The sequence below is a fragment of the Devosia rhizoryzae genome (assembly GCF_016698665.1).
Classification (GTDB): Bacteria; Pseudomonadota; Alphaproteobacteria; order Rhizobiales; family Devosiaceae; genus Devosia; species Devosia rhizoryzae.
Window position 1 is genome coordinate 3010973 of record NZ_CP068046.1, and the last position, 13761, is coordinate 3024733.

Here is a 13761-nt window from a genome sequence, read left to right on the forward strand (position 1 = left end):
CCCAAGCGCCGGATTTCGTTAGCCCTGCCGACCAAACGCCCGGATGGGGCGAGGGTTGCGCGGGTTACCGCGTAAACGTTGCGGCCAGCTCGATGTGGGTCGACCACGCGAACTGATCCACCGCAATTAAGCTCTCCAGCCTGAACCCGGCCTGAACGAGAATGAGGGCGTCGCGCGCAAAGGTTTTCGGGTCGCAGGCGACATAGACAACCCGCTTGACCTTGGAGAGCGCAATCTCCCGCACCTGCGCCTCGGCGCCGGCGCGCGGTGGGTCGAGAACCACGGCGTCGAAGCCGAGTTCGAAGCGCGTGAGCGGGTCGCGGAAGAGGTCGCGCGGTTTGGCGGTAATGGCCTTGAGCCCCTTGGCGAAGCGGGTAGCCTTGGCCAGTGCTGCGGTTGCTGCCTTGTCGCTGTCGGCGGCATGGACCTGCGCCTTTTCAGCCAGGCGCAGCGCGAAGGGTCCGATACCACAGAACAGATCGGCTACGGTTTTGCTTTTGCCGACGGCCGAGGTGACGTAGTCGGCAAGCACCTGCTCTGCTTCCGCCGTCGCCTGGAGGAAACTGCCGATCGGCAGGTCGACTTCGGCCTTTCCCATGCTCACGGTGGGCTGCTGGCGCTGCGCGATCATCTCGCCATCGAGCGCCAGCCGGGCGAGGCCCAACTGATTAACCAGCGATACCAGCTTTTCGACGCGAGTGCCTTTGGGTGCCTTGCGGATGGCGACGTCGACGCCGGCATTGGTGGCGGTCAAGCTGATGTCGCATTCGCCCACGGCGGCACCAAGCGCGCGGGCAATATCAGGCGCGCGGCTCTGTAGGGCAGGGACGAGGATCGGGCAGGCCTCGATATTCAAAACATCATGGCTGCGGATGCGCATATAGCCGGCGGCATCTTTCCGGGCATGCAGCGTTGCGCGGCGGCGGCCTGCGCCATGGGCAAGAACGAAGCGCTCGACCTTGGCGTCGAGCCCGGCATAGCGGAGCGGGGTCCCGACCAGTTCGGTCTTGAAGGCGATGTAGGCGTCTGCGCCCAGATGCTGCAACTGGCAGCCACCGCATGTGCCGAAATAGGGGCAAAAGGGCTCGATGCGATCGGGGGAGGGGGTCAGCACCTCGAGCAGCGTGCCGCGCTCGCCTTCGGCTTCGATCAAAACGGTTTCGTTCGGAAGCGCGAAAGGCACGAAGACGCGAACGCCATCGAGCGTGGCGATGCCTTCGCCCTTTTGGCCAAGAGCTTCGATCGTGGTGGTCAATGGCATTCGGTGCTCTCGGATAACACAAGGGCCCGACCATTGCTGATCGGGCCCTTGGGCTTGCTGCTTATTGGAAGGCCACCCGCCATTCAAGCATAGCTTTCATGGCTTTGCCCGCCAAAACAGGCCCACTGGGCCTGTTTTGCCTGCGGCCGCGTTCAAACCTGCTGGACCGCTTCCACGCCCGGCACGAAGTGGCGGAGAAGGTTTTCGATACCGTTCTTGAGCGTTGCAGTCGAGGATGGGCAGCCGGAGCAGGCGCCCTGCATGTGAAGGAAGACGGTACCTTCCTTGAAACCCTTGAAGATAATGTCGCCGCCGTCCATGGCAACCGCCGGACGGACCCGGGTCGCCAGCAATTCCTTGATGACTTCAACCATTTCCTTGTCGTCGTCTTCAAAGAACTCATCGACTTCGCTGAAGTCGACTAGCGGCGCGCTGTCGTCGAGGACGACGGGCTTGCCGGAGAGGAAATGGTCCATGATGACGCCGAGAATCGCCGGCTTGATATGGGCCCAGTTGGTCTCGTCCTTGGTCACCGAAATGAAGTCGGAGCCGAGGAAAACGCCTTCGACGCCGGAGATGGCGAAGAGGCCCATGGCAAGAGGCGAGGTGGCGGCGGCTTCGGGGGTGCGGAAGTCACGCGGCTCGCCCGGCAGTACGTCGCGGCCTGGCAAAAATTTCAGCGTTGCCGGGTTCGGCGTGGCTTCGGTCTGAATGAACATGGGACTTTCCGCGTTAGAATGCTTCTAAAATAGAGTTTTGCACTCAAGATGCAAGGGGCGGTTTGCATGGTAGCCGAGCAAAAACAGCGACCGCAGTAGCCCTCATCCTGAGGTGCGGAGCGTCAGCGCAGCCTCGAAGGACGTGGGCGTGGCACCCAAGCCGCCACTCGCTCAACCTCGTGGTTCGAGGCTACGCTGACGCTTCGCACCTCACCATGAGGGTTCTGGTGCAGTCAGGTTGCAGTCAGCAGATAGCGATGACGTCCTCGTCCGACATGTGCCCGGGCACGATGGTGAGCGGGATCGGAAGCACATTGGCGCGGGCGGCGAAGTGGGTGACCATGGGTCCCGGACCATCGGGCGACTTGGACGCGGCGAGGACGAGAATGGCGATGTCGTTGTCGCGGGCGATCACCGCTTCGATCTCTTCCGGGCCATTGCCCTCGCGCACCACGGTTTCGGTGCGGATGCCGCCGATATCGCGCATGCGGGCGAGCCGGGCATCGAGATTGCGTTCGGCTTCCTCGACCGCTTCGGCGCGCAAAACGTCTTCGACGCCCAAGCCGATAAATTCAGGCGCAGGGATCACGGTCATCAGAACGACGGTGCCCCCGGTGCGCTTGGTGCGGTAGGCGGCAAAGGTCAGGGCGCGGTCGCATTCCTCGGTCTCGTCGATGAGGACGAGGAACTTGCGGCGATATTCGGCTTCGGACACCATCGACATCTCCTAGCGCACGAAGCCGACGATGTTGCGCACGTCGGCCATGATCGGCTGGGCGATGGCGCGGGCGCGATCGGCACCATCGCGCAGGATACGGTCCATTTCGCCGCGATCGGCGACGAGCCGCTTCATTTCATCGGCAATGGGCGAAAGCGAAGCGACGGCAAGATCGGCCAAAGCCGGCTTGAACTTGCCCCAGCCTTGCCCTCCAAATTCGGCCAGCACCTGGTCGACATTCTGGTTCGACAAGGCCGCATAGATGCCGACGAGGTTTTCCGCTTCCGGACGGTTTTCGAGGCCAGCGGCTTCGGAGGGCAGGGGCTCGGCATCGGAGGTGGCGCGCTTGATCTTTTTTGCGATGGCGTCGGCATCGTCCATCATGAAGATCGTGGCAAGGTCCGAGCTTTCCGACTTGCTCATTTTCTTCCCGCCGTCCTTGAGCGACTTGACACGCATGGCGGGACCGGTGGCCAGCGTTTCGGTGATGGGGAAGAACTCGTCTTCGCCGCTCAGCGCCTTGATCTGCTTTTTGAAGTCGTGATTGAATTTCTTGGCGATGTCGCGCGTCAGCTCGAGATGCTGGCGCTGGTCTTCGCCCACCGGCACGGCCGTGGCCTTGTACAGCAGGATGTCGGCGGCCATCAGCGAGGGGTAAGCAAAGAGGCCCAGCGACACCTGTTCGCTGTTTTCGCCGGCCTTGTCCTTGAACTGGGTCATGCGCGCCATCCAGCCCATGCGGGCGACGCAGTTGAAAATCCAGCTCAGCTCGGCGTGTTCGACCACCTGGCTCTGGTTGAAGATGATGGATTTTTTCGGATCGACGCCCGCGGCAATGTAAGCGGCGGCGATCTCGTAGGTCCAGCGCTTCAGATCTTCCGGATCCTGCCAGACGGTGATCGCATGCATGTCGACCACGCAATAGATGGTCTCATGCGTGTCCTGTAGCGGCACGAAGCGGCGAATGGCGCCGAGGTAATTGCCCAGGTGCAGATCGCCCGAAGGCTTGATGCCGGAAAAGACGCGGGGTGTGAAAGTCATGAGAAACCCGAAGTGTTAGTGTGGGACATCTATCTCTGATCACACGCGATGTCATCCCGGCCTTGAGCCGGGATCCATCCTGAGATCTCAAGATGGGCCCCGGCTCAAGGCCGGGGTGACACCCGGTGGGTGGGTAAATTGGGTGCCTACTTTGACCGCAGCAGCCTGCGGAACAGCATGCCGAGGCGTTGGGTGCCGGAGATGTGGGCGAGGGTGAAATAGGTGACGAAGCCAAAGAGCATGATCACGGAAAGGACGCCGAGCTGCTGCCAGAGCGGCACGCCCGCGACGAGGTAGTGGGCGCCGCGATCGGCAAGGATCCAGAGCGCGAAGCCCATGATCAGGCTGATGAGGACGATGGCGAGTTGCGCGAGCCACTGATGCCGCGTGAGGCGGAAATGCCCGCGCAGAGCCAGGGTAATGGCCAGCAGGGCGACGTTGACCCAGGCTGAGGCAGCGGTCGCAATGGCAATGCCGACATGGATCAGGGTGGGGAACAGCCAGACGGAAATGGCGATGTTGACCACGACGCTGACGCCGGCAAAAAGCGTCGGCGTAATCGTGTCTTCGCGGGCGAAAAAGCCTGGTTGCAGAACGCGGATCAGCACATAGGCGGGGAGGCCGGTGGAGAAGGCGACCAGCGCCTGCGCCGTTTGTACCGTGGCGATGGCGTCGAACTGGCCGCGTTCGAAGAGGACGCGGACGATGGGTTCGGCCAGGGCGATCAGGGCGACGGCCGCCGGCATGGTGAGGAGCATGGAGACGAAGAGGGACTGGTCCTGCGAGGCGCGGGCCTCGGCTTCGCGGCCGCCCTTGAGATGGCGGCTGAGTTCGGGGAGCAGGACGGTGCCGATGGCGATGCCGATAATGCCCAGCGGCAGCTGATAGAGACGATCCGCATACGACAGTACGGAGATAGCGTTATCGGCGCCAGAGGCGATGATTGTGCCAACGAAAATGTTGATCTGTGTGATGCCGCCGGCAAGGATTGCCGGAATGGCAAGAACCCAGAAGCGGCGCACTTCGGGATCGAAACGCGGCAGCTGAAAGCGTGGGCGGAACCCGGCGCGATCGATTGCCGACCAGACCAGCCAGAGCTGGGCGACGCCACCGGCCATGGTGGCGATCGCCACCCAGATCGTCGCGTCGGCTGGGCTCATGATCCAGAAGGTGGCGAGCGGGATCATGACCGCGATGTTGACGATGTTGAGCAGCACCGGCGCGAAGGCAGCGGCAAAGAAGCGCCCGAGCGTGTTGAGGATCGCGCCATAAGCCGCCATCAGCGACATGCAGGCGAGATAGGGGAACATGATCCGCGTCAGCAGCACGGTGAGGTCGAACTTTTGCTGATCGTCGACGAAGCCGGGGACGAAGGCCACCATGATCTGCGGCATGAAAATTTCGACGACGATGGTGACGACGATCAGCATGGCGACGAGCCAGCTCATGACGCGGGCGGCAAGGAGCTTCGCCCCGTCCTCGCCCTGTTGCTCCAACGCACCGGAGAACATCGGCACGAAAGCGGTGTTGAAGGCGCCTTCTGCGAAAAGGCGGCGGAAGAGGTTGGGGAAACGGAAAGCGGCAAAAAAGGCGTCGGCGGCAGGGCCGGTGCCGAGCACGGCCGCCATCAGGGCGTCACGGGCAAAGCCGGCGACTCGGGAAACCAGGGTTAGGGAGCCGACGGAGAGGAAGTTGCGGAAGAGGCTCAAGGAAAGACCCCCACCCAACCTCCCCCGTCAGGCGGGGGAGGAGCGGGCCGGTGGTTGCTCGAAGCAATAGCCCAAAGCGAGATGCGGCTCCTCCCCCGACTAACGGGGGAGGTGGGGTAGGGGCTTTCACCCATTCGCCACCCGCTTCTCCTCGACCGGCCTGCGCTCGAAAACCCCCATCAGCGCGTCGTGAATTTTGCGTTGACGCTGTTTCACGTGAATCTTCTGGCCGGTGAGGTCGGTGACGTAGAAAACGTCGACGGCCTTTTCGCCATAGGTGCCGATATGGGCGGAGCCAATGGTGAGGCTGAGGTCTGAGATTTCGCGGGTGAGGGCGTAGAGAAGGCCGATACGGTCGAGGCCCGAGACCTCGATGACGGTGAACTTTTCCGAGATGGCGTTGGACACCGAGACCTGCGCCGGCAGGGCGAAGGGTTTCAGGCGGCGGTTGTGGCGCGATTCCTTGCCAAGGTCGATCAGCACGGAGCGCTTGCCTTGCAGCAATTGCTTGACCGTATCGATGATGCGGGTGGCGCGGACCTTTTCGTCTTCATCGGAGGTGAAGGAGCGACGGAGGCGGAAAGTGTCGATGGCGTAGCCGTCGCGGGTCGAAAAGATCTGCGCGCCGATGATGGAAGCATCCTGCATGGTGCAGGCGCCAGCAATCAGCGACAGGAGCCGCGGGTGGTCGGGGACGTAGAAGCTGACCTCGGTAATGCCCTCGAAGGCCTTGACGCGGATAGAGCCGGCAAAGGCCTGCGCCGTCGAGTCCGCCTGGCGGATCAGGCGCGCATGCTCGGTTTGCAGTTCCGGTTCGGCGCGCAGCCAATAATGGTCGTAGTGGCGGGCGATATAGGTCTCGATGGCGTCCGGCGCCCAGGTGGTGAGCGTGGCGGCGAGCGCCCGGCGTGCCTGCTCCACGCGATCGGACTGGCTGACCTGCGAGTGGCCGCCGGAGAGCAATGGCTCGGTGGCGTAGTAGAGGGCGCGCAGCAGTGAGCCCTTCCAGCCGGTCCAGACGCCGGGACCGACGGCGCGAATATCGCAGGCGGTGAGGATCATCAGCAGCGCCAGGCGTTGCGGCGATTGCACCACATCGGCAAAAGCGATGGCGGTTTCGGGGTCCTGGATGTCGCGGGCTTGGGCGATTTCGGACATCAGCAGGTGATATTCGATCAACCAGGCGACGGTGTCGGTTTCGGCGGCGGAGAGGCCAAAGCGCGGACAGAGCTTGCGGGCAATGCGGGCGCCGGCAATGGAGTGATCCTCCGGACGGCCCTTGGCGATGTCGTGGAGGAAGAGCGCCACATAAAGCAGCCGCGTATCGTTGAGCTGAGGCAGCAATTCATGGGTCAGCGGCAGTTCCTGGCGCATGCCGCCATTGGCAATATCGGCCATGACGCCGACCGAGCGGATCAAATGCTCGTCCACCGTATAGTGGTGGTACATGTTGAACTGCATCAGTGCGACGATCTTGCCGAAATCGGGCACGAACTTGCCGAGCACGCCGCTCTCGTTCATCTGCCGCAGGATGCGCTCGACCGAGAGAGGGCTCGTGAGGATGGCGAGGAAATGCTCGTTGGCCTTGGGATCGTTCTGCAAGTGGTTGTCGATCAGGCGCAGCGAGTCGCGGATGACCTTGATAGCGTCGGGATGGAACAGCAGTTCCTCGCGACCAGCGACCAGGAAGGCGCGGATGATGTTGACCGGGTCGCGCTCGAAGACATCAGGGGTCGCAAGATTGAGCCTTCCGGTGTCGACGATAAAGGCGGTCTCGCCCTTGATCCTGCTTTTGCCGGACCGGAACGGAGCGAGCACGCGGCCGACCAGATCCATGTCCTTGGCGTGGTGGAATTCGAGACTGGCGCAGATGATGCGGGTGAGGTCGCCGACATCCTTGGCGACCAGGAAATAGCGCTTCATGAAGCGCTCGACGCCGAGCATGCCGAGGCGCTGGGCATAGCCCATGCGCGAGGCGAGTTCGGGTTGGACGTCGAAGGTCAGTTTTTCGTCGGCGCGGCCGGTGATGTAGTGGAGGTGGCAGCGCACGGCCCAGAGAAAGTCTTCGGCGCGTGAAAAGAGCTTGTACTCGCCCGGATTGAGCACGCCCTTGCCGACCAGCTCCTGCGAAGTTTTGACCTGGTAGAAGTATTTGCCAATCCAGAACAGCGTGTTGAGGTCGCGCAGACCGCCCTTGCCGTCTTTGATATTGGGTTCGACCACATAGCGGGTATTGCCCATCTGCCGGTGCCGCTCATCGCGCTCGGCCATCTTGGCGGCGATGAATTCGGGGCCGGTCTTGGGCATGATCTCGGTTTCGAAGCGATGCACCAGCTGGTCGAAGAGCGTGCGGTCGCCGGTGAGGAAGCGGGCTTCCAGCGTCGCCGTGCGCACCGTCATGTCGGCACGGGCCATGCGAATACATTCATCGACCGAACGGACGGCATGGCCGACCTTCTGGCCAAGATCCCACAGCATATACAGAATATACTCGGTGACCTGCTCGCCCCACGGCGTCTGCTTATAGGGCAGGATGAAGAGGAGATCGATGTCGGAGCCCGGCGCGAGGGTGCCTCTTCCATAGCCGCCGACGGCCGAAAGCGCGATGGCTTCGGCGCCGGAGGGGTTGGTCACCGGATAGACCCGCGTCGTCGCAAAGCGATGAATGGCGGTGATGATTTCGTCCTGCGCGGCGGAAAGGTTTTGCGCGCAGCGGGTGCCCTTGCCGGTTGCCAAAAGCTCGGCCTCGGCATTCTGGCGCGCCGCGGTCAGCGTTTCGCGGAAATGGGCGAGGACAGCCTGGCGGGCAGAGGTGTCCCTGGCCGAACCCTCGCCCACAAGGGCATCGAGCTCGGCAATGATCTGATCTGCGGTCTTGAGCGCGAACTGCGGCTTTTTGGGCCGTGCCTCAGTTTCGGCGAGCGTCATCACGGATTTTCTTCAAGTGGTAAAGCGCCTCAATGGCCTCACGCGGGGTCATCTCATCCGGCCGGATTGTATCCAGCGCTTCGTGAACAACGTCCTTAGCCTTTTCGGCGGGGGCGGGCCGATGGGCAAAGAGCGGGAGATCGTCTAGCACGCTGGCCTTGTCCTTGGAAGACGCCGTGCCGACCGAGCGCTGCTCGAGCACATCAAGAACTTGTTTAGCCCGGGCGATGACCGGATCGGGGAGGCCGGCGAGCCGCGCCACCTGGATGCCATAGGAGCGATCGGCGGCGCCGGGGCCGACTTCGTGGAGGAAGACGACCTCGCCCTCCCATTCGCGCACCTTCATGGTGACATTGGAAACCCGGCTCAGCGTTTTGGCGAGGCTCGTGAGCTCATGGAAGTGCGTGGCAAAGAGGGCGCGGCAGCCCGTGGTCTCGTGCAGAGCTTCGACGGCGGCCCAGGCGATGGAGAGGCCATCAAAGGTCGCGGTGCCGCGGCCGATTTCGTCCAGGACAACCAAGCTGCGACGCGTCGCACGGTTCAGAATTGCGGCGGTTTCGACCATTTCGACCATGAAGGTCGAGCGGCCATGGGCGATGTCATCGGAAGCGCCGACGCGGGAAAAGAGGCGATCGACGACGCCGATATGGGCGCTTTCGGCGGGGACGTAGCAACCCATTTGCGCGAGGATGGCGATCAGGGCGTTCTGGCGCAGGAAGGTGGATTTACCGCCCATATTGGGGCCGGTGACGAGCCAGAGCGATCCACCGCCTTCCCCTTCGCTGCCGGAAAGATCGGCGTGGTTGGCGACAAAGCTTTGGCCTTCGGTCTTGACCATGAGCTCGACCACGGGGTGACGGCCGCCCATAATCGCGAAGGCGAGGCTGTCATCGACCTGGGGGCGGCAATAGGCGCGGGTGGCGGAGACTTCGGCAAGGGCTGCGGTGACGTCGAGTTCGGCGAGGGCATCGGCGAGGGCCTGCAGCCCGAGCGTTTGCGCCAGGACCGCTTCGCGCAGGCGGGTGAAGATCGAAAGTTCTATGTCGAGCGCGGCGCCGTGGGCCTGGGCGATGCGCCCTTCAAGCTCGGCCAGTTCGGTGGTGGTGAAGCGCATGCAATTGGCAAGCGTCTGGCGATGGATGAAGGTTTCGCGGAAGGGCGCTTCAAGGAGCTTGGCGCCATGGGCGGCGGGCACCTCGACGAAGAAGCCGAGGACGCCGTTATGCTTGATCTTGAGCGATCGCATATCGGTTTCGTCCATCAGCCGCGCCTGGAGGGCGGCGACGACGGCGCGGGTTTCCGAGCCCAGCGCGCGTTCTTCGTCGAGGCGCCCGTCATAGGCCGGGCGGACGAAGCCACCATCACGGGAAAGGAGCGGGAGGTCGTCGTCGAGCGCCGCGGCAAGCTCGGTAGCGAGGTCGCGCGGCGCCGCGGCAAGGGTCGCGGTGAGCTTTTGGAGGTTTTCGGGCAGGTCCGGCTGGCGCCCAAGTTGCTCGGCCAGATCGAGCGCAGCCGCGATCGCCTCGCCGGCACAGGCGAGATCGCGGGGCCCACCGCGTTCTAGCGCCAGCCGGGAAAGAGCACGCGCAAGGTCGGGAGCGGCCTTGAGGTCGGTGCGAAGCCGGGCGCGCAGCAGCGTATCATCGACGAGCCGCGACACGGCATCGAGCCGGCGATTAATGGCCTTGCTGTCGCGCAGGGGCGCGGCGAGGCGGCTGGCAAGAAGGCGGGCGCCGGGAGCGGTGACCGTCAGGTCGATGGCGTGGCGCAGCGAGCCCTTGGATTGACCGCGCTGGGTCTGGAGAATTTCAAGCGAGGAGCGCGTTGCCGCGTCGATCGCCATCGTCGTGCCGGTCGCCTCGGTAACCGGGGGGCGCAAAGGGGCGCGACGGCCTTTTTGCGACTCGCCGACATAACCGACCAGCGCCCCGAGCGCCGCCCGGCTGGCGCGCGACAGCGAGGTCGGATCAAAGAGGTCCGCGGCAAAGGCCTGCCGCAGGAGGGGCATGGCGACTTCGCTATCCACCGTCTCGATGATGGTCGCGATGGGCAACCAGGCGGGCGGATAAAGATGCCGCTCGGTCAACAGAGCGCGCGTCGCGTCGGTGAGCAACAGTTCGGCCGGGTCGATGCGGGCCATTTCGTCGGCGAGTTCGGCGGCAGTGAGGTCGGCGACAAAGGTCTCGCCGGTGGAAATATCGGCCCAGGCGAGGGCAAAATCGGTCTCGCCGTGGCGCACCATGGAGAGTGCTGCAAGGTAATTGGACGACCGCGCATCGAGATGGTCGTCCTCGGTCAGGGTGCCGGGGGTGACCAGCCGGACGACGTCGCGTTTGACGACGGACTTGGAGCCGCGCTTCTTGGCTTCGGCGGGGTCTTCCATCTGCTCGCAGATGGCGACGCGGTGGCCGAGTTTGATCAGCTTGTTGAGGTAGTCGTTGGCGGCGTGGATCGGCACGCCGCACATGCCGATCGGCTGGCCCAGATGGGTGCCGCGCTTGGTGAGAACGATACCCAGGGCAGCGCTTGCGACCTCGGCGTCTTCAAAGAAGAGCTCGTAGAAATCGCCCATGCGATAAAACAGCAGGTAGCCGGGATTGACCGCCTTGATCTCGAAATACTGCGCCATCATCGGCGTCAGGCCCTGCGGCTGGGCGGTATCGATCGGCGTCTGATCCATCAAGCAGAAAGGTCCCGGCGGAAAGCCGAGACCTTATGACCTTCGATTAAAAAAACAACCGCCTGGGCCAAGCTTTGCCCCGCTAGTTGCTGGCCGTGCGGATCACCGATGCCGGTTCGACCAGTTTGCGGTAGAGATGCCAGGTGGCGTGGCCGAAGATCGGGAGAACCACGGCGAGGCCGACAAAGAGCGGCAGCGAGCCAAGGAAGAGGCCGGCACCGACGATCAGGCCCCAGGCGAGCATGGGCACGGGGTTGTGCATCACGGCCCGCATCGAGGTCTCGATGGCGACATAAGCGCCCACGTCGCGATCGAGCAGCAGCGGGAAGGCGATGACGGTGGTGCAGAGCACGACAAGGGCGAAGAGGGCGCCCAGCGCCGAGCCGGCGGCTAGGAGCGTCAGGCCACCGGGTTCGGACGTCACCTGGGTGAGAAGACCGGTTAGCGTACGGGGGGTGGAGGCGCCGAAGAGCGACTCGTAGAGCGCCTGGGCGCCGGTAAGCCAGAGGGTGAACAGGACCAAAAGCATGGCGCCGACGGCAAGAATGGAGCCGATGGCCGGGGAGCGGAAGACGCTCAGTGCCTCGCTCCAGCTCGTGTCCTCCCCCATCTCGCGCCGGCGCGAGATTTCATAAAGCGGGAGGGCGGCGATGGGGCCCAGGAGGGCAAAGCCACCCACCAGAGGATACAGCAGCGGCCAGGTGTGAAAACCTTCCATCCACACCGTCAGCACGATGCCGATGATCGGGTAGATCAGGATCAGCAGAATGTAGTGGCTGGGCTTGGCCCAGAAGTCGGCGGCGCCACGGCGCAGAACGTCGCTGAGGTCGTTGGTGGAAATGGTGCGGATCGCCGGCATGTCGAGCTTATCGCCGACACCGGCCATGATATGCATTCGGGCCATAAAGGTCTCTCCTCGGGTAAGGAGGCCGCAAGACCCGGCGTGGCGCCGATTGTGGCACGTGACGCAGAACCTGCGACCGCTACAAGGAAAAAGCCTACGCCTCGAGCCGGGGATTGTCGCCCCCGGCGCGAGAAATCGTGATCAGGCGGAGTAGCCGCGGCCGGCGACCAGTTCTTCGACTTCGTAGCGATCGCTTGCGTCGTGCTGCGGGCGATAGATGAAGTAGTCGAAATCGGCGGGGCTTGCGGTGCCGTTGAGGTCGTGGGCGGCGACGCCGACAAAGGCGCCGGTGAAGCTGCCATGGGCCTGGTGGCCGCCGCATTCGTCCGAAAGGATCGAGGCGTCGAAGACCGGGCCGATCGGCTGCAGCTCCTGCCCTTCAAGGGCATAGAAGAACTGGAGGGCCCGGCCGCGAATGGTCAAGGCCAGCTTGACCTTGCCCTCATTGGGGATATGCACCGGAGCGGCGGGGAATTTGAGCTTGCCGTCGGGCCAGCTCATTTCCGAAGACATCAGGAGGAGTTCGCGCTGGCCATCGGCATGGGCGGTCACCGCGAGGTAGAAGAAATTGTAGCGGCTGTAATAGGCGGTAAGACCCGCCATGGTGCGCTCGTCGGTCGCCTTGAAATCGACCACAGTCTCGGCGTCGTAGGAAAAGTGGGTCTGGCGGCGAGCAACCAGCGCCTGTTCGAACCAGGAACCAATGGATTCACGGCCAAACAAACGTAGTTTGCCGCCATCGGTCGAAAAAATTCGTTCGGTTTCCGGCGTGCGCAGCCACTGGAAGTCCTTGTGCAGGCCATTTTCGAAGGTGTAGCGCTGCTCGGCCCAGTAGGGAGCGTCGTCGCGGGTGCCGGGCACCTCGACATGAAGGGACGGGACCGGGCCGTTCTTGACGTAAAGCCAATCGTCGTCGGCCCAATAGGCTTCCTGGATCGAAGTTTCGCGACCAAGGACGCAGCGACGTTCCTGCGTGGTCGGGCGGCCGCCCAGATGGACGAGATAGGTCTTGCCGTCCGGCGTTTCGACGAGGTCGCCATGGCCGGCGCGCTGGATGGCGGCGAGCGGCGCGTCCTTGCTGGTCAAAATATGCTTGTCGGGATGGGTCTCGTATTGCCCGTCGAGGGTGCGCGAGCGGGCAAAGGTGCAGGCATGGTCATAGGCCGTGCCGCCTTCGGCGGTGAGGAGGTAATACCAGCCGTTACGCTTATAGATATGCGGGCCTTCGACCAGCTTGAGGTCGGTGCCCTTGTAGATATTGGTGATCGGGCCGACGAGTTTGCAGGCCTCGGGATCGAATTCCTGGATGACGATGCCCGAGAACAGCAGCGGGCGGACGCGGTGGTCCCAGGTCATGTTGACGAACCATTTGCGGCCGTCGTCGTCATGGAACAGCGATGGGTCGAAGCCCGAGGAATTGGTGTAGATCGGGTCCGACCAGGGGCCTTCGATATTTTCGGCCCAGACGATGTAGTTGTGCGCGTCCTTGAACGAGCCGTCCTTGCGCTTGACGTCGGTATAGACCAGCCAGAAGCGCTCGCCGTCATGGGTGAGGTCTGGCGCCCAGACGCCGCAGCTATCCGGATCGCCGCGCATGTCGAGCTGCGTCTTGCGGGTCAGCGGACGGGTGACGAGGTCCCAGTTGGCGAGATCCTTGGAGTGATGGATCTGGACGCCGGGAAACCATTCGAAGGTCGAGGTGGCGATGTAATAATCGTCGCCGACGCGGAGGATGGAGGGGTCCGGGTTGAAACCGGGGAGGATGGGGTTGGTGATTTGTGGCATGAGCGTTGGGCTCCAT

At 63.4% G+C, this 13761-nt stretch carries 9 protein-coding genes; all 9 read right to left on the bottom strand.

Annotated features, from left to right (window positions below; genetic code table 11):
* Positions 1-64 precede the first annotated feature (64 nt).
* The gene (locus JI748_RS14745; RefSeq protein WP_201632314.1) at positions 65-1261 is read right to left on the bottom strand and encodes a class I SAM-dependent RNA methyltransferase; all 1197 of its coding nucleotides are present in this window, start codon (positions 1259-1261) and stop codon (positions 65-67) included.
* A 152-nt stretch (positions 1262-1413) separates the two neighbouring features.
* Complete coding sequence (locus JI748_RS14750) at positions 1414-1980, bottom strand: NifU family protein (RefSeq protein ID WP_164533014.1); 567 nt, start codon at positions 1978-1980, stop codon at positions 1414-1416.
* A 244-nt stretch (positions 1981-2224) separates the two neighbouring features.
* Positions 2225-2698, bottom strand: a complete 474-nt coding sequence (locus JI748_RS14755; protein WP_164533013.1) for a universal stress protein — start codon at positions 2696-2698, stop codon at positions 2225-2227.
* A gap of 9 nt (positions 2699-2707) precedes the next feature.
* Entirely contained in the window at positions 2708-3739 is a 1032-nt protein-coding gene (gene trpS / locus JI748_RS14760; protein WP_201632317.1) for a tryptophan--tRNA ligase, read from the bottom strand.
* A 146-nt stretch (positions 3740-3885) separates the two neighbouring features.
* A complete protein-coding gene (murJ, locus tag JI748_RS14765) occupies positions 3886-5448 on the bottom strand; it encodes a murein biosynthesis integral membrane protein MurJ (protein ID WP_201632319.1) in 1563 nt (520 codons plus the stop codon).
* Between the two features lie 126 nt (positions 5449-5574).
* Positions 5575-8376 carry a [protein-PII] uridylyltransferase gene (locus tag JI748_RS14770; RefSeq protein ID WP_201637395.1) on the bottom strand — a complete coding sequence of 934 codons (2802 nt, stop codon included), beginning with the start codon at positions 8374-8376 and terminating at the stop codon, positions 5575-5577.
* Positions 8357-11056, bottom strand: a complete 2700-nt coding sequence (mutS, locus tag JI748_RS14775; protein ID WP_233280545.1) for a DNA mismatch repair protein MutS — start codon at positions 11054-11056, stop codon at positions 8357-8359. Before mutS ends, JI748_RS14770 begins: the two co-directional genes overlap by 20 nt.
* A gap of 82 nt (positions 11057-11138) precedes the next feature.
* Positions 11139-11960: a DUF2189 domain-containing protein gene (locus tag JI748_RS14780; protein WP_201632322.1), complete on the bottom strand. Its 822-nt coding sequence runs from the start codon at positions 11958-11960 to the stop codon at positions 11139-11141.
* A 141-nt stretch (positions 11961-12101) separates the two neighbouring features.
* A complete protein-coding gene (locus JI748_RS14785; protein WP_201632325.1) occupies positions 12102-13745 on the bottom strand; it encodes a glycoside hydrolase family 43 protein in 1644 nt (547 codons plus the stop codon).
* Positions 13746-13761: the final 16 nt, after the last annotated feature.